The sequence below is a fragment of the Lewinella sp. JB7 genome (assembly GCF_024297185.1).
In the GTDB taxonomy this organism is placed as follows: domain Bacteria; phylum Bacteroidota; class Bacteroidia; order Chitinophagales; family Saprospiraceae; genus Neolewinella.
In genome coordinates this window covers 175279-191650 of record NZ_JANCTD010000003.1, presented here as the reverse complement: position 1 = coordinate 191650, position 16372 = coordinate 175279, and the positions used below count along the sequence as shown (strand labels likewise).

Below are 16372 nucleotides of genomic sequence, written 5' to 3'. Positions count from 1 at the left end.
ACCGTTTAGGTGTCGTGCGTCCTAATTATAATAGGTTACCCCGATCGCGGCCCGCCGGCCGTTGCCGTCGCCCATTCCCTATATTCGCAGCTTTTCCAAAACAGACCCCCGCATGCTCCTATCCATGACCGGTTACGGCCGGGCCACCCTCACCGACGGGGGCAAAACGTATACCGCCGAATTACGCAGCCTCAACAGCAAGCAGAGCGACATCCGTATCCGCACCTCCCACAACCTCCACGTGCACGAGCTGGAACTGCGAAAGCTGGTGCTGGCCGAAGTCAAACGCGGCAAACTGGAGATGAACCTCGAGATCGCCGACGACGGCAGCACCGGTAAGATCAGGGTCGATCTGCCCTTGCTGGCCTCGCTGAGCAAGAACATCTACTTCAACCTCAATACTCAGTTGCCGGAGAGTACGCTCGACGGCCTCGTGCCCGCCCTCCTACGCACGCCCGGCATCGTGGAGTCGGGTATGGCCGACCTGGACCCCGCCGACTGGAACAGCATTCAGGAGGTTACCCGGCAGTGCGTGTCCCGATTGCAGCATTATCGCCACCAGGAGGGCACCGCTCTGGCCGATGATCTCCGCACCCGCGTCCGCGCCATTATGGACATGCTGAACGAGGTGGGCGACTACGCCGAGCAACGCATCGCGGCGGTGCGGGAGCGTATGCAACGCCACCTGGATGACTTCATGGGCCGCGCCAACGTGGATAAGAACCGCTACGAACAGGAAGTGATCTTCTACCTGGAAAAAATGGACATTCACGAAGAGGAGGTACGTCTGCTCCAGAACTGTGAATACTTTCTGGAAATCCTCGATAACGAGGACGACGTGAAGGGGCGTAAACTGAACTTCATCAGCCAGGAAATGGGGCGCGAAATCAATACGCTCGGGGCCAAGGCCTACTCCGCCGACCTACAAAAACTGGTGGTGAACATGAAGGAACACCTCGAGATGATCAAAGAACAACTCGCCAATGTCGCCTGAGCAGACCCCCGGTAAACTGCTGATCTTTACCGCGCCCTCCGGGGCCGGTAAGACGACCCTCGTGCGGCACCTCCTGCAGAAATTCGGGCAACTGGCCTTCTCCGTTTCCGCCACCACCCGCCCCCCGCGGCCGGGGGAGGAGGATGGGGTAGATTACCACTTTCTGAGTCTGGAGGAATTCCGCCGCCGGGTGGCGGAGGGGGCGTTCGTGGAGTACGAGGAAGTGTATCCCGGGCGGTTTTACGGAACCCTGCATTCGGAAATCGAGCGCATCCGGGCGGCGGGGCGCACAGTAGTCTTCGACATCGAAGTCAAGGGGGCCACCAACATCAAGAAGCATTACCCCGAGGATAGCCTGGCCGTCTTCGTAGCCCCGCCCTCGCGGGAGGTCCTCTTCCAGCGGCTACGTGATCGCAGTACCGAAGACGCGGAAAGCCTGCGGGTACGCATCGCGCGGGCGGCGGAGGAGCTGGAATACTGCCACCGCTTCGACCGGGTACTGGTCAACGACGAACTGCCGGCGGCCCTGGCCGAGGCGGAACTGATCGCCCGGGAGTTTCTCGCTATTTGATGCGGCGGCCACCGACCACCCGTCCGCGGGTATTGCCCTCACGTAAGCGTTTAAGGGGGATCAGCAGGCTGGCGAAGGCGTCGGCGCTCGAAACACGCCATTCCCGTCCCGCATACGTAACGGTGCCGTAGTTCCGGGTCCAGTCACCGGCGAGCAGTGTATAGCGGTCGCCGTTCTTTGGGTTAGGCCCGAAGACCAGGAAGTTGTCGTTGTCGGATTCGAAGGATATGGCCACGCGCTGCGATTTCGGACTGAAGACGAAGACCCCCGGCGTGTTGCGCTTGAAGACGATCTGTTCGACTTCGCGACCGTTGATCACGCTCACGCTGCCGTTACGAATCTGCGACCGGTCGTTGCGCAACTCCCGTTGCAGGATGACGTCCTCGCTCAGGTAGAACTGAATGCGGCGTAGCTCGTCTTCCTGCCAGTTCTGCTCCTCGTACATCCGCTGGGTGAAGGGGCTGAGGCGGGGGCCGCAGGAGCTGAGCAAGCCGGTACAGAGCAACAGGGTCGGAAGGAGGAAGCGGTACATGAAACGATGATCTTGGTCACTACCAAAGAAAGGTACGGGGGCGGCAGCGGTGGGCCGGCTACCACGATTTAAGCCAAGTTTAACGCCGGCGCTGGAAGAAACCGGTCATCAGTTCGGCGCATTCATCGTGGAGCACGCCAAATTCCAGTTTGGTGCGGGGGTGGAGAAGTTCGCGCCCGAAGCGCATAAAGCCCCGTTTGTCGTCGCTGGCCCCGTAGACGATCCGGGCCGTCTGGGCCCAGTGCAGGGCTCCGGCACACATCGGGCACGGTTCGAGGGTGACGTACAGCGTGCAGTCCAGAAGGTATTTATCCCCCAGATGATTGGCGGCGGCGGTAAGCGCGATGATCTCCGCGTGGGCCGTCACGTCGTTGAGGCGTTCCGTTTCGTTGTGCCCCCGCGCGATGATGCGGCCGTGGGAGACGACCACCGCACCGACCGGGATCTCGCCCATGGCCGCGGCTTTGCGGGCCTGCAGCAAGGCCTGCCGCATGAAGTAGGCATCGTCATATACCTCAAGCATTCAGGACGGTTTCGACGAGGTAGTGATTGCGGTCGGGATTGGAGCGGGCCACCAACTCGGCCAGAAAGCCGGTTACGAAGAGCAGGGTGCCCATGATCATGGTGGTGAGGCTGATGAAGAACCAGGGGTTGTCCGTCACCAGGGTCTTCGGCATGTGATTGGTAAGGGCATGAATCTTGGCTCCGCCGATATAGACCGCCGTCACGAAGCCGATCACGAACATCAGGGTGCCCAGGGTGCCGAAGAGGTGCATGGGTCGTTTGCCGAACTTGCCGACGAACATGAGGGAAAGCAAGTCCAGAAACCCGGTGATCAGGCGGGAGATGCCGAATTTGGAATACCCGTACTTGCGTTCCCGGTGCTTGACCACCTTCTCGCCGATGTTGCGAAAGCCGGCCCACTTGGCGAGCAGCGGCATGTGACGGTGCATGTCGCCGTACACCTCGATGGATTTGATGACATTGCGCCGGTAACTTTTCAGCCCGCAGTTGAAATCGTGCAGTTCGATGCCGCTGACCTTGCGCGTTACGAAGTTGAAAAATTTGGAGGGTAGGGTCTTGCCGATGGGGTCCTTCCGGTTCTTCTTCCAGCCCGATACGACGTCGTAACCGTCATCGGTGATCATGCGGTACAGGGCGGGAATTTCGTCGGGACTATCCTGTAGGTCGGCATCCATGGTGATGATGACATCCCCGGAGGCGTGCTGGAAACCTACATTCAGCGCCGGGCTCTTACCGTAATTGCGCTGAAATTTGATGGCCCGCAGGCAGTCGTTCTCTTCGATCAGCCGCTGAATTACTTCCCAACTTCCGTCGGTGCTGCCGTCATCGACGAGCCAGACCTCGTAGCTGTACCGGTTGGCCCGCATGACCCGGTCGATCCAGGCCGTGAGTTCGGGCAGGGATTCTTCTTCGTTGAACAAGGGAACGACTACGCTGATGTCCATAGGCGGTCGTTGTTGACGGTAGCCAGAATGCGGCCGGGCAATTCTTGTCCCAGGAGGGGGCTGTTAGCTGTCTTGCCGCGGAGCTGCTCGCTGGTGAAGCGGCGGCCTCCCTCCGTAGTGAAGAGCGTCAGTTGGGCCGCGCTTCCCTCGTCGATGGTGAGTGGCGGAAGGCCGAGCAGACGGCGCGGCCCGGCGGAGAAGGCCTCCACGACGCGGTCCAGTTGCGCCGGTCCGTCCACCCACGGCAGGAGTTGCCGGAAGGCCGTTTCGAGGCCCCGCGCGCCGAAGGAGGCATAGCTAAATTCAAGGTCTTTTTCCTCCCCGTGCCGTGCCCGGTGGTGGGACACCACGGCATCGATGCGACCGTCCAGGACTCCGCGCCGCAGGGCTTCGCGGTCTTCGGCGGCCCGTAGGGGGGGGAGCACCTTGTAATTCGGGTCGAAGCTGCTGAGGGATTCGTCGGTAAAGGTCAGGTGATGCGCACTGACCGTGGTGCCTACGAGCCGGTCCCCACCGCCGGAGCGGTACTCGTCGATGAGTTGCAGTCCGGCTGCCGAGGAGAGGAGGTGAAGCAGCAGTCGACCTCCGGTGTAGGAAAGGATGGTCAGGTCGCGGGACAGGGGAATGGTTTCGGCCATTTCCGGGATGCCCCGCAGGCCGAGCGAAACGCTTACGGTACCCTCGTGGATCTGCCCGTCCTCGGCCAGGCCGTCGTCGTACGGCGTGTCCATGACCGTGCCCCCGAAGGATTTGGCGTACTCGAGTCCCCGCTTGAGGAGGCTTCCGGGTGCCGAGCGACCCGGCCCGTCGGTGAAGGCCAGGGCGCCCGCGCCGGCCAGTTCCATCATTTCGGTGAGGTCCCTGCCGGCGGTGTCGCGGCTCAGCGCGGCGAGCGGAAGCAGATCTACCGGTCCCCGGCCGTTGTGACTGGCCAGGTAGGTCATGTCGGCGATCGACTGACGCACGGGGTCGGTATTGGGCAGCACGGCTACGGCTACGTAACCACCGGCCGCCGCCGCCGCCGTCAGACTGGCGATGTCCTCGCGCTCCTCGTGGCCCGGATCCCCGAGGTACGCGCCGATGTCCACGAAGCCGGGGGCCAGTCGCGCGCCGGCGTGGTGGAAGATTTCCTCCCCGTCCCCTGCGGCCACTTCATTCGCCAGTGCGGTGATGATGCCGTCCTCGATCCTTACGTCAAGGGTCTGGCCGTGGTGCGGGCTACGGAGATCGGTGATGGTAACGGAACGGAGCAGCATAGTGGGGTCAAAGGTATCAATTCTAGACCTTCCAGAATCGGAGTACGAGTGCTTCGGCGAGGAGAAAGAGGAGGGTGGCCCAGATAAAATATCGCCACAGCGGCCGGCCCTCGCTGCGCTCGCGAATAGCGGCGGCCAGGGTAGCCTGGTTTTCCGCGTTCACGATCGTGGTATGGGGAATCGCCGCAAGTTCGTCGGGGGTAGTGTAGCGCAGATCGGATTCCGTGCGGTCGTAATTGAAAGCGAAGGTTTCGACGACTTCTTCTCCGATCAGCAGCTCGTAAATGCCGGCGTCCGGCACCTGCCCGCCCAGGCCGAGGGCAACACGGTTACCGATGGTCCGCTGCTCGGGGATGAACTCACCCCCCGGGCCCCGTAATTTATAGACGATCTCCGCGCTGGCCTGGCGGCGGCTGGTCTCGATCACCTCGTCCCGGCCGATGGTGTAGGCGGCGGGGCGACGACGACCGGAACTGATGCCCATCTTGTACAGCATGGGGATGAATACTTCCGCGTCGGCGGCCAGGTCACTCACCTCCGGGGCCAGGGGGAAGGCGGCCAGGTAGAGATTGCCGTCTCCACTGGTGTATTTGGCCAGCGCGGTGCTGCCGTCGCGGTAGCTGAGCAGGGCCTGCTGACGGCGGCTCCCGTAGCGGGTAAGGGGAAAGTTGCCCTGGCTGGAGGGCAGGTCCATGGCCCCGCGGTCGTTTTCGAACACGCCTTCGAATACGAAGTCGTCCTCGTTGAGGGTGCTGACTTCCCGGGCCTGGGGCTGGAAGGGCTGCAACTCGTCGGCGGGGAAGGCGGCCAGGAAACTGTTGTAGTTCGCGAGATTAGCCGCGGCGGGGGGAAAGATCAGCAGGTTGCCTCCGTCCCTGACGTACTGCCGGAGTTGTTCTCCAAGTCCGCTGGCGATCTCCGCCAGGTCGGTTACGATCACCAACTGGTGGGTGCCGATGCTTCCGTAGTCGATGTTCCGGTCACTGACGAAGGTCGGCTCGAACACCTCCAGGCGCAGGGCGGCGGCCAGATTTCGGTCCGTCACGCCATCACCGTCGATGTGCAGGACGCGCACCCGGCCCGTGGTGCGGAACGCCACGTAATACTTGTCGTCGAAGGTGACCGGGAAATCCGTAATGCTCAGTTCGGCATTCCCCGATCCCGGACGGGTGATGTTGAGGTAGACGCTGTCGATGACGTAAGCGCCGGCCGGTACGCTCAGCGTGCCCTCGGGCTTAGACTGCCCTTCGAATCCCTGACTGAGCCGCACGTTGTCCACGTCCTCGGTGCCGTAATTGCGGACCCGTACCAGCACCAGGTTGTTCTGGTTCAGCTGCGGTACGGGAGCGTCGAACCAGACGGAATCAATGGCGACATTGCGTTCCTGCACCGCGGCCAGGGGGACGAGGTTGACGGACACCGCCGTGTCCACGTCCGCCAGATCGGTAATGTTGCGCTGGAAGTCGGAGATCAGGTAGGCCAGTCGGTTCGGGTGGTTTTCGAGCTCGAGTGCGGAAGCCTGCCGCGCCAGTACCTGCGAAAGCGGTCGGCTCTCGGGGGCTACCGTGATCTCCTCGACGGCCTGCAGTGCTTCCGCCTGACCGACGAGCCGCTGACTTCCGCCGCGGAAGGCGTTGGTGAGCACCTGGAAGCGGTCTTCCGGACCGTAGGCATCGATGATGTCCCGGGCGTGGTCACGCGCCAGTTGCAGGAGTGGTGCCCGGTCGCTTTCGGCACCCATGCTGAAGCTGTTGTCGACGTATACGCTTACGGCCTTGCGTCCGGCCAACATGCCTTCCGTGGAGGGAAGAAAGGGTTGGGCAAATGCGACAACCAGGGCGGCTACGGCCAGGCAGCGGAGCAGGAGCACCAGTAAATTCCGTAGGCGGCTGCGCATACTGGTTTCTTCCTTCACCTCCCGCAGAAAGCGTACGTTGCTGAAATACACCCGGCGGAACCGCCGGAAGTAGAACAGGTGAATGATCACCGGAATGGCGATCAGCCCGAGGGCCCAGAGAAAGGAAGGAAAGAGAAACGACATGGCGGTGGGGTAGTGGGGGAGGGGGCGACTAGATCATATCTTCCGGTTTGACCCACGCATCGAATTCCTCCGCCGTGAGGTATCCGAGTTCGAGCGCCGCGGCCTTTAGCGTAGAATCGTCCGCGTAGGCTTTCTTCGCGATGCTGGCGGCCTTGTCGTAGCCGATCTTGGTATTCAGTGCCGTCACCAACATTAGACTGTTGTTAAGATGCTCGGTGATGCGCTTGCGGTTGGGTTCGATGCCCCGGGCGCAGTTTTCCTCGAAGCTCCGGCTGGCGTCGCCGATCAGCCGCGCGCTGATGAGGAAGTTGTAGATCATCATCGGCTTGAAGACGTTCAGCTCGAAGTGACCCGTCATGCCGCCGATGTTGATGGCGACGTCGTTGCCCAGTACCTGTGCCATGGCCATGGTGAGCGCTTCGCTCTGGGTGGGGTTCACCTTTCCGGGCATAATGCTGCTACCGGGCTCGTTGGCGGGGATAGTGATCTCCCCGATACCCGAGCGCGGACCGCTGCTGAGCATCCGGACGTCATTGCCGATCTTCGTAAGGCTGACCGCGAGGGTCTTCAGGGCACCGTGGGCCTCCACGATGGCGTCGTGGGCGGCCAAGGCTTCGAATTTATTGTCCGCGCTCCGGAAGGGGTGACCGCTCAGTTCGGCGATCTCTTGGGCCACGCGGTCCGCATAGCCCTCCGGGGCGTTCAGGCCGGTGCCGACCGCCGTACCGCCGAGGGCGAGTTCGGAGAGGTGGTCCAGGGTATTGCGCAGCGCCCGCAGTCCGTGGTCGAGTTGGCTCACGTAACCGCTGAATTCCTGCCCCAGCGTGAGGGGGGTGGCGTCCATGAAGTGCGTCCGGCCGATCTTGACGACGTCGGCCATGGCGGTGGCCTTGGCGTGGAGGGTTTCCCGCAGCTGTTCTACGCCGGGGATCGTGTTCTCGAGCAGGATCCCGTAAGCCGCGATGTGCATGGCGGTGGGAAAGGTGTCGTTGCTCGACTGGCTCTTGTTTACGTCGTCGTTGGGGTGCAGCACCTTGGCGGCATCGGAGAGCGAACCTCCGTCGAGGACGTGTCCGCGGTTGGCGATCACTTCGTTGACGTTCATATTAGACTGGGTACCGGAGCCGGTCTGCCAGACCACCAGGGGGAACTCGTCGTCCAGCTTGCCGGCCAGAATTTCGTCCGCTACGCGCCCGATGAGGTCGGATTTATCCCGGTCGAGTACTCCCAATTCAGCGTTCGTACGGGCGGCGGCTTTCTTCAGCACGGCGAATGCCCGGATGATTTCCGGGGGCATGCGCTGGCCACCGATGTCGAAATTAGTGAAGCTGCGTTGGGTCTGGGCGCCCCAGTAGCGGTCGGCGGGTACGTCAATGGTTCCGATGCTGTCTTTCTCCTGGCGGGTATTCATGATATCGTGATTTGGGGAGACGAAGGTAATTGATATTCCGGGCGTAAGCGGGCCCCGAGGCCGTTGGCGTCCGGAAGCAGGACGCTTCCCCCGGGCCCGTAGGTGATGCCGCCCGCCACGGGGTCCTCGATTTGCATGAGGGGCGTGTCAAAATCGCAAAACACCACCTTCTCGCTGCTCATGGCCAGGTGGGCCGCGGCCGTGAACCCGAGCCGGGATTCCAGGAAACCGCCGACCTGCAGGGGAAGCCCGCTGGCTTCGACGATGCGCCGGGCTTCGTACAGTCCGCCGGACTTACTCAGTTTAATGTTGATCCGGTCTACGGCACCGATGGTGGTCAGTCGGCGCAGATCCGCTTCGTTCCAGCAACTTTCGTCGGCCATCAGCGGTATGGGGCTCAGGCGGCGCAGTTCGGGCAGCCGCGTCCATTCGTAGCGGTTAATGGGAGCTTCACAGTGCTCCACGTGGTAGGCCGCCAGTCCACGCAGGGCGGTTACGGCACCGTCGAAGCTCCAGCCCTGATTGGCATCCAGCCGCAGGGGGATTTCGCGGCCCACGGCTTGGGTAATGGCGGCAATACGTTCGATGTCCTCCGCCGGGTCTCCCCCCAGTTTGACCTTGATGACCGGAAACCCGGCACGGCGGATGTCCAGCGCATCCTCCGCCATGCGGGCGGGCGTGCCGAGGCTTACGGTGTAGTCGGTGAACAGAGGGCGCAGCGAGCGGCCGCCGAGATACTGGTAGAGCGGCAGTCCGGCGGCCTGGGCGGCAATGTCGTGCAGCGCTATGTCGAAGGCCGACTTCAGGGCGTGGTTGCCGTGGATGAAACGCTGCAGGCGGGCGGTGTACGCAGGAGCATCGTCCGCCCGAAGTCCGATCAACTGCGGTGCCAGCTCACGCCCGATGGCTACCGCGCCGTTCAGCGTTTCGCCGTGAATGGTCGGGAACGGACTGGCCTCCCCCCAACCCTCCAGCCCACCACGCGTACGTACGCGTACAAAGAGGTTCTCGGCGTGGGTGAGCGGTCCGAGGGAAATGACGAAGGGCTTCGTCAACGCTACGCGTAGGGGGAAGAGCGTTATATCTTGAACGTGCATGCTAAGGTCGAAGGGTGGGACCAAGGTATAACCCGCTCTCCGCACCTTTGCGTAAATTCGCTGGTCCTGCGCTCCGCCGCCCCGTACCTTTGCCGTATGCAAACACTTCACCCCAATTACCGGAATATTGTCGTCGTCGGAGCATCGGCCGGTGGATTGGAGGCTATTCTTGAACTGGTAAGGCCCCTCCCGGCGGATCTGCCGGCCGCCATATTTATCGTGCAGCATATGCCGCCGTACCGGGTGAGTAGGCTGGACGCGATTCTGCGCGATCACACCGCCCTGCGGGTCGAGACGGGCGAGAATGGGGAAGAGATCCGGCCCGGGACCATCTATTTACCCCAGGCCGACCGTCACCTGTTAGTGGAAAACGACCGCCTGGTGATATCGAAGGGCCCCCGGGAAAACCGGTTCCGCCCCGCCGTCGATACCCTCTTCCGGGCGGCCGCTTATGCGTACTTCGAACGCGTCGTGGGCATCGTGCTCAGCGGTGCGCTGAACGACGGTACCTCCGGCATGTGGACGATTAAGCGGCAGGGTGGGGTGGCTATCGTACAGGATCCCGCGGAGGCGGCCTTCGCCGATATGCCGGAGGGGGTGATGCGGTACTGTGAGGTGGACTACTGCCTTCCCGCCGCCCGAATCGGTGAACTGCTGGGAACACTCTGCCGGCAGGAGATCGTGCCGGCAAAGGAGAGTGCCGCGCTGAGCGACCGGGAACTGTTGCAGATCGAGATTGAGATCGCCAAGGGGCGTAATGGACTTAATATGGGCATTCTCGACCACGGGGGTGCTTCTCCGCTTACTTGCCCGGAATGCCATGGAGCACTAACCCAGTTTGTAGAGGGGAAGCTCATTCGGTTCCGCTGTCACACCGGTCACGCGCATACCGCGGAGTCGCTGATCACCAGTCTACGGGATGAGGTGGAAAAGACTATGTGGGAGCTGATGCGTGGATTGGAAGAAAGCAGGCTGTTGCTCGAACGAATGGCCGACCGACTACCCGACGGGGGCAACGACAACACGGCCGCGGAATACCGGAAAAGTGCCCGGCAGTACGAACAGCAGGCCCTGCAGGTTCAGCGATTTATTAGGTCGAGTGACCAATCGGACCACGCGATGGGGATTAAACACAACAGTATACTGCCGGAAGCTTAAGCTTTATATAATAATTTATTAAGTTTAATAAGCTCAATTATGAAATAGTGTCTAATCCCCAATTTTCTCATATTGTAGACGCGATAAAATTTACCTTTACACTGATAGTCAGCGTGTTGTATATAGTGGCACAGTGTTTGCTACGGTAGGGGGCATCTCTTACACCTACACCCTACTCTCATGTCTAACGTTCAGGACGCCAATTCGAGCTTTGGCAACAGCACAATCGCGTACATCGACCGCCTTAATGGGCAGTCCGTGCGTGTGGTTGCGATGATCGATACCTTACCCATTCCGCCCGCCCTGCAGAGTCATCTCCAACAGACCTGGCGCATTACCCGGCAGAAGCTGGCCTATTTCCGTAGGGAGTTGGCTCGTTCCGACGGGGAATTGCAGCAGGATCTGGAAGTGCTGCACGCCACGCTACTTCCGGAGGTGATTTCCTATCAGGTAAAATTGGGAGCGATGATGATTGCCGATACTTGTCCCGATCAACAGTACCTTAACGAGTGGAAGTCTATTTGGAGTAACTTTGACCTGGATTAGCCGAGTAACGGATTTGTTGGTCCGGTTAGGTCCGGCGTTGGTGTGTTTTGCTATGTGCCAGGCTACCCAATCGGGAGTAGGCTTCTCCGTATACAGAAAGTAGGTATGGCCGTTAGAATTGTGGGAATCGGGGCTTCGGCGGGCGGGCTGCAGGCACTGGAGTCGTTCTTCGCCGAGCTGCCGGACCGGGTAGGTGTCGCTTTCGTCGTGGTGCAACACCTGTCGATGGATCACAAAAGTTCCATGGCCGACATTCTGCAACGATCGTCGCGCATGCCCGTCATCGCACTTACGGAGGATACGCTTCCGGAGCCCGATCACGTCTACGTAAAGCAGCCCGACTCAGATATTCGTGTGGGCGACATGCTGTGGCTGAGGCCCCGGGAGACCCAGCGAGACAGTCTTTACCTGCCCATCGACGACTTTTTCTTTAGCCTGGCCGAATCCCGCGGCGAAGACGCAATCGGAATCGTCCTGTCCGGAATGGGAACCGACGGCAGTCGCGGAATGAAGGAGATCAAGGCTCGCGGTGGCCTGGTCCTGGTGCAGCATCCGGACTCGGCCCAGTTTAACGGAATGCCGAACGCCGTGGTGCGCCAGCACATTGCCGACGTCACGCTGCCCCCCGCCATGCTCGCCAGCCGCCTGGCCATGATGTTGCGCAAGGCACCGATCGTACAGCAGGAAACGAAACAACTGGCCGAACTGAACGAGGCGGAATTGTTGCGCAAGTTGCTGGACCGCATTCGCGTGACCTCCCGCATCGATTTTGGTCACTACCGTCAGGCGACTATCCTGCGCCGGATCGAAAAACGCTTGCTGCTCTCTCCGTCCGAGAATCTCTCGGACTACATTAAAGCCACCCTCGACGACGAGGAGGAACTGCAGAAGCTCCGGCAAAGTTTCCTGATCGGCGTGACCCGGTTCTTCCGCGACCGGGAGGCCTTCGACATCCTACGCGATACCATCATTCCTCAATTGTTTGCGGGCCGTTCCGAAAATGAGGAGGTGCGGGTGTGGGTACCGTCCTGCTCTACGGGCGAGGAGGCCTATTCCATCGCCATTCTGATGCAAGAATACGTGGAGAATCATCAGGTAGCGTGTTCCTACAAGATCTTCGGCTCCGACGTCGACCGCAATTCCATCGTTTTTGCCTCCCGGGGGGAGTACGACAATACCATCGCGGCCGACTTGCCCGAAACCTATTTGCAGCGGTACTTTATTCCCCGGACCCAGGGATACCGGATACGGCCGGAGCTGAAGGAAAACATTCTCTTTGCCATCCAGAATCTCCTGGATGATCCGCCGTTCATCCGGATCGATCTACTCTCCTGCCGTAATTTTCTGATCTACATCAACTCCGACACCCAGCAACGGGTACTGGCTAATTTTCACTTCGGCCTGAATCCTTCCGGATACCTCTTTCTGGGTCCCAGTGAAAACCTGGCCTCCCTGAAATCAGCCTTCGAACCCATCGATCACCGGTGGAAGATTTACCGGAAGCGTCTGGGGGCAAAGACCGTAACGGGGAAGGCGGTGGCACCGGTCTTTCAACCCATCGGACCGGGGATCAGGCCGCGGGGAACAACCACTGCACACCCTACACCCGCCACTATTCCGATCGTGGATCGTCCTAAACAACAGCCGGCCGGTGCCGGCGAGCCTACTATGGATATTTTCGCCCGCTACCTAGCCGAACGGTATGCCCCCGCGACCCTCTTCGTCGATAAGGACTATAACATCCTGTACCTCAATGGAGATTTTACCGGCATCCTGCAGATGCCCCGTTTTGACGCCCACCTTTCGCTGACCACCGTCGTGAATGACGACGTACAGATTATCCTCACGCTTGGCGTCGACCGGGTTCTGACCTCGCGCGGCAGTGGTGTCTTCGAACGCATTAACGTTGCCGGCGAAGGACAGGCGGAGCGCTGGATGCGCGTCCGCTTCTCGGTGCAGGACTTTCCCGGCGCCGGACAGTCCGTGGCCGCTCTTGAGTTTCTGCCCGCTGAAGTTTCCGAGGAGAACGGACCCGGGGACGGGGCGGAAGTTTATTCCGTAACTACCCGGCTGAAGGAGAAGATACGGGAGCTGCAAACGGAGTTGCTCCGGTCGGAGCAGCGGGCCCACAAGCTGTACAACGAACTGGAGGCTACGAACGAGGAACTCCAGTCCAGCAACCGCGAATTGTTGGCCTCCAACGAGGAAATGCAGAGCACCAATGAAGAGCTGCAATCCGTCAACGAGGAGTTGTACACCGTTAACAGCGAGTTCCAGCGCAAGAACGAGGAACTGAATGACATCAATAATGACATCAACAACCTGCTGAAGAGTACGCAGATCAGCACCATATTCGTGGATAACGAACTGAAGATCCGGAGATTCACTCCGGGGGTGGGCCGGCTGTTCGACCTGCATACTTCCGACCTGGGCCGCCCCATTACGGCCTTCGCGAGTCCCTTCATCAATCTGTCCATTGATAATCTCTGCCGGCAGGTACTCGAGGGGAATACGCGGCTGGACGAAGAAATCCAACACCGCAGCGGCGATTTCTATTTGTTACGTATGCATCCCTACGTCACCGATCGCAACGAAATGGAGGGCGTGGTCATCACCTTCGTAGACATCAACGATCTGGTACAGACCCGCAACCGGCTGACCAGCATGGCTACCCACTATGAAGCCATCTTTCACAACACCCAGGAGGTGATTACGGTGGTGAGTGAAAACAGCCGGATCGCGGACATTAACCGGCCGCTGCCCGGATACACCCGGGAGGACCTTTTGAAGTGTTACTTCATCGATCTGGTGGCTACGGCCCAGGACAAGGTCCGCTTCAGCGAAAGTCTGCGCAATACTTTCGACAAAAGCCGGGTAAACATCGTGAATCTGGCGATTAAGACCCGGGCGGATACGACGCTAAGTATTGAAGTTGAGATCATCCCGATTGTAAAGTCCATGGAGATTACCCGGACCCCGGACGTGGTGGAAGAAGCCATGCTGATTCTGCACGACATCACAACGGCCGAAAAAGAACGCAAGGAGTCGATCCAGACGATTGAGCGCTACGAACGCATGCTGTCGAACCTGCAAGTCAACGCGGGCCTGATAAACGTAGAGGAAGAACGCCTCGTGATGGTCAACAACAGCGAACGTTTTGATCGCAACCGGGACCGCTTCGTGCAACAGCCCATGTCGGAGTTTTTGTCCGAGGCGGGTATGAACCGCTTCCGGGAAGCGGTACGGAGGATTCGGGAGGGTGAGCTGCAGGTCGAGGTGACCTATCCGGTGCAGGAGCTGCTGCAGGACGATACGGATTTGAATCTGGTGTACCGCCCGGTATTCCTCAAGGATAAGCTGGAACTCGTAAGTTTCGAGGTGACTGACTAAGATTTAGCCCCCCGACGGTCGATCCCTAACTTCCGCATCTTGCTGAAGAGCGTCTGAGGATTAAGCCCCAGTATCTCGGCCGCGCCTCCCTTGCCACTCACCTTGCCGTCCGTCAGGTTGAGCACGGATTGAATGTGCTGTCGTTGCATTTCGGTAAAGTCGAGGACCTGACCGGGCAGGGGAACCTGAACCGCGGCTGCCGGGGCGGTGGCAGAAGATGAAGCAGTGATGTAGCTCTCCAGGTTGATCTCCAGGTATTTTCCGCTGCTTACGATCAGGGCACGCTGAATGATGTTCTCCAACTCCCGGACATTTCCGTCGAAGGGATAGTCGGCCAGCCGGGCCAGGTCGTGGGGTCGTAATACGGGGCGCGCCCGGTGGGGTGGGGCATACTTCCGGATAAAGTGGTCCACCAGTACCGGAATATCTTCCGGCCGGTCCCGCAACGGTACGCTGTGGATGGGAAAAACGTTGAGTCGAAAGTACAGGTCCGACCGAAACGTTCCTTCGGCTACCCGCTTCCGGAGATCACGGTTCGTCGCCGCAATGATGCGTACGTTCGTGTGTACGCTCTCCCGGGCGCCGAGTGGGGTAAACTCACCGTCCTGGAGCACGCGCAGCAGTCGGGTCTGCAACAGCATCGGCATTTCTCCGATTTCGTCGAGGAAAAGGGTACCCTCGTCCGCCAGTTCAAACCGACCCAGGTGATCGCCACGCGCGCCCGTGAAGGCACCCTTTCGGTATCCGAATAATTCGCTCTCGATCAATTCGGCCGGCAGCGCGCCGCAGTTCAGGATCACGAGCGGTCGGGCAGCCCGCCGGCTGGCCGCGTGAATGGCCCTTGCGATGAGTTCCTTACCCGTGCCCGTCTCCCCGGTGATCAGTACGGTACTGTTGGTGGAGGCTACCTGTTCGATCTGCCGGAGTACCCGAACGTAAGCCGGGCTTTCACTGATGATGCGCTGGCTGTCCTGGGACGCGGGCTTGGTATCCACCTGTGCCGCCCTGCTTTCCAGTTGCAGGAGTAATTTCTCATTTTCGATCTCCAGGGTTTGGAGTTCCCGCTGGGCACGTCGCTTCTCCGTAATGTCGAAGGCGGTGATAAGAAACTGACCGTCGTACTCGGGCTTACGCATGGCCTTCACCAGCGCCTCCACCGGGATCAAGGTGCCGTTTTCGCGCTGGTAAGTGGTCTCGTACGTAGTAGAACCGTGATTGCGGGCCAGCTCAAGCAATCTTTTGATCGCCGCCGAATCGTTCTCCGCATCGATCCGGGTCAGGTGGGGCAACTGTTTTTTGCGCTGAATGCCCAGCTCGAGTTGCATGGGAAAATTGACGTAAAGCAATTTGCCTTCCGCGTCCACGCGCATCGTGAAGCAGCCAAGTTTGTCAAGGAGATCGTCGTTGCCGGAGGGGGTGTACTCGCGAATGGTTTCCGCGCCGCCACCGTTTGCGTTCCGGGTAATGATGCCACAGAGGGCCGACTCACCCGCGTACTCGATCCGCGAGGCGAAAAGGACGAGGGGGCGGTGGTCGCTGCCGAACCGACCGACGGGCAGCACGAGCCGCCGGGGCCCACCACCGTGCTTGAAACTCTGCAGGAAACCCCGGTACTCCGCCGGATTGTGGAAGATGCCTAGCCCGTAAAGGGTCCGGTCCATAGTGGCCAGGTCGGGCTGCCCGGAGATGCCGGTGAGCGAGGAGTTGGCAACGACGATGCTGCCGTCGCTGAGGGCGACGAAAGCAGGAAAAGGAACCGTCTCCAGAATTTTTACCAGGGCTTCAGCAAGTTCCGGCATACATCGACAGGGTAATAAGCAACCGCTCTAGTGTAATAGGGTTCTGGCGGGCACCTAATACGTGTCAACTGAAATTTAACAACATTTGTTGCGGAGCAGAAATGAGGT

At 60.2% G+C, this 16372-nt stretch carries 13 protein-coding genes; 5 read left to right on the top strand and 8 right to left on the bottom strand.

Going from position 1 to position 16372, the window contains the following annotated elements:
• Window positions 1-112 precede the first annotated feature (112 nt).
• Together NMA52_RS06960 and gmk are read left to right on the top strand one after the other, a co-directional pair.
• Window positions 113-994, top strand: coding sequence for a YicC family protein (locus NMA52_RS06960; RefSeq protein WP_254826934.1), 882 nt, complete (start codon window positions 113-115; stop codon window positions 992-994).
• The gene (gene gmk / locus NMA52_RS06955; protein ID WP_254826933.1) at window positions 984-1565 is read left to right on the top strand and encodes a guanylate kinase; all 582 of its coding nucleotides are present in this window, start codon (window positions 984-986) and stop codon (window positions 1563-1565) included. Before NMA52_RS06960 ends, gmk begins: the two co-directional genes overlap by 11 nt.
• Here gmk and NMA52_RS06950 read toward each other — a convergent pair.
• From NMA52_RS06950 to NMA52_RS06920, 7 genes are all read right to left on the bottom strand, one after another.
• Complete coding sequence (locus NMA52_RS06950) at window positions 1558-2097, bottom strand: hypothetical protein (RefSeq protein WP_254826932.1); 540 nt, start codon at window positions 2095-2097, stop codon at window positions 1558-1560. The genes gmk and NMA52_RS06950 overlap by 8 nt on opposite strands.
• A 79-nt stretch (window positions 2098-2176) precedes the next feature.
• Entirely contained in the window at window positions 2177-2620 is a 444-nt protein-coding gene (locus NMA52_RS06945; protein ID WP_254826931.1) for a nucleoside deaminase, read from the bottom strand.
• On the bottom strand, window positions 2613-3566 hold the full coding sequence (locus NMA52_RS06940) for a glycosyltransferase family 2 protein (RefSeq protein WP_254826930.1): 954 nt from the start codon (window positions 3564-3566) through the stop codon (window positions 2613-2615). Before NMA52_RS06940 ends, NMA52_RS06945 begins: the two co-directional genes overlap by 8 nt.
• On the bottom strand, window positions 3551-4822 hold the full coding sequence (locus NMA52_RS06935) for a dihydroorotase (protein WP_254826929.1): 1272 nt from the start codon (window positions 4820-4822) through the stop codon (window positions 3551-3553). The genes NMA52_RS06940 and NMA52_RS06935 overlap by 16 nt, the downstream gene beginning before the upstream one ends.
• A 22-nt stretch (window positions 4823-4844) precedes the next feature.
• Window positions 4845-6863: a BatA and WFA domain-containing protein gene (locus NMA52_RS06930; protein ID WP_254826928.1), complete on the bottom strand. Its 2019-nt coding sequence runs from the start codon at window positions 6861-6863 to the stop codon at window positions 4845-4847.
• A gap of 28 nt (window positions 6864-6891) precedes the next feature.
• Complete coding sequence (fumC, locus tag NMA52_RS06925; RefSeq protein ID WP_254826927.1) at window positions 6892-8274, bottom strand: class II fumarate hydratase; 1383 nt, start codon at window positions 8272-8274, stop codon at window positions 6892-6894.
• The gene (locus tag NMA52_RS06920; protein WP_254826926.1) at window positions 8271-9371 is read right to left on the bottom strand and encodes a dipeptide epimerase; all 1101 of its coding nucleotides are present in this window, start codon (window positions 9369-9371) and stop codon (window positions 8271-8273) included. The genes fumC and NMA52_RS06920 overlap by 4 nt, the downstream gene beginning before the upstream one ends.
• 96 nt (window positions 9372-9467) lie before the next feature.
• On the opposite strand from NMA52_RS06920, the gene NMA52_RS06915 reads away from it, so the two are divergent.
• The 3 genes from NMA52_RS06915 (at window position 9468) to NMA52_RS06905 (ending at window position 14465) form a co-directional block, all read left to right on the top strand.
• A complete protein-coding gene (locus NMA52_RS06915) occupies window positions 9468-10529 on the top strand; it encodes a chemotaxis protein CheB (RefSeq protein ID WP_254826925.1) in 1062 nt (353 codons plus the stop codon).
• A 180-nt stretch (window positions 10530-10709) separates the two neighbouring features.
• Complete coding sequence (locus tag NMA52_RS06910; RefSeq protein WP_254826924.1) at window positions 10710-11075, top strand: hypothetical protein; 366 nt, start codon at window positions 10710-10712, stop codon at window positions 11073-11075.
• 105 nt (window positions 11076-11180) lie between these two features.
• Entirely contained in the window at window positions 11181-14465 is a 3285-nt protein-coding gene (locus tag NMA52_RS06905) for a chemotaxis protein CheB (RefSeq protein ID WP_254826923.1), read from the top strand.
• Here NMA52_RS06905 and NMA52_RS06900 read toward each other — a convergent pair.
• A complete protein-coding gene (locus NMA52_RS06900; protein WP_254826922.1) occupies window positions 14462-16264 on the bottom strand; it encodes a sigma 54-interacting transcriptional regulator in 1803 nt (600 codons plus the stop codon). The two genes, NMA52_RS06905 and NMA52_RS06900, sit on opposite strands and share 4 nt — an antisense overlap.
• Window positions 16265-16372 lie beyond the last annotated feature (108 nt).

Bases quoted from the DNA above. Each gene is read 5' to 3' on its own strand.
- NMA52_RS06945 (WP_254826931.1), bottom strand. From the start codon at position 2,620: ATGCTTGAGGTATATGACGATGCCTACTTCATGCGGCAGGCCTTGCTG.
- NMA52_RS06935 (WP_254826929.1), bottom strand. From the start codon at position 4,822: ATGCTGCTCCGTTCCGTTACCATCACCGATCTCCGTAGCCCGCACCAC.
- NMA52_RS06960 (WP_254826934.1), top strand. From the start codon at position 113: ATGCTCCTATCCATGACCGGTTACGGCCGGGCCACCCTCACCGACGGG.
- NMA52_RS06915 (WP_254826925.1), top strand. From the start codon at position 9,468: ATGCAAACACTTCACCCCAATTACCGGAATATTGTCGTCGTCGGAGCA.
- NMA52_RS06950 (WP_254826932.1), bottom strand. From the start codon at position 2,097: ATGTACCGCTTCCTCCTTCCGACCCTGTTGCTCTGTACCGGCTTGCTC.
- fumC (WP_254826927.1), bottom strand. From the start codon at position 8,274: ATGAATACCCGCCAGGAGAAAGACAGCATCGGAACCATTGACGTACCC.
- gmk (WP_254826933.1), top strand. From the start codon at position 984: ATGTCGCCTGAGCAGACCCCCGGTAAACTGCTGATCTTTACCGCGCCC.
- NMA52_RS06940 (WP_254826930.1), bottom strand. From the start codon at position 3,566: ATGGACATCAGCGTAGTCGTTCCCTTGTTCAACGAAGAAGAATCCCTG.
- NMA52_RS06905 (WP_254826923.1), top strand. From the start codon at position 11,181: ATGGCCGTTAGAATTGTGGGAATCGGGGCTTCGGCGGGCGGGCTGCAG.
- NMA52_RS06900 (WP_254826922.1), bottom strand. From the start codon at position 16,264: ATGCCGGAACTTGCTGAAGCCCTGGTAAAAATTCTGGAGACGGTTCCT.
- NMA52_RS06930 (WP_254826928.1), bottom strand. From the start codon at position 6,863: ATGTCGTTTCTCTTTCCTTCCTTTCTCTGGGCCCTCGGGCTGATCGCC.
- NMA52_RS06910 (WP_254826924.1), top strand. From the start codon at position 10,710: ATGTCTAACGTTCAGGACGCCAATTCGAGCTTTGGCAACAGCACAATC.
- NMA52_RS06920 (WP_254826926.1), bottom strand. From the start codon at position 9,371: ATGCACGTTCAAGATATAACGCTCTTCCCCCTACGCGTAGCGTTGACG.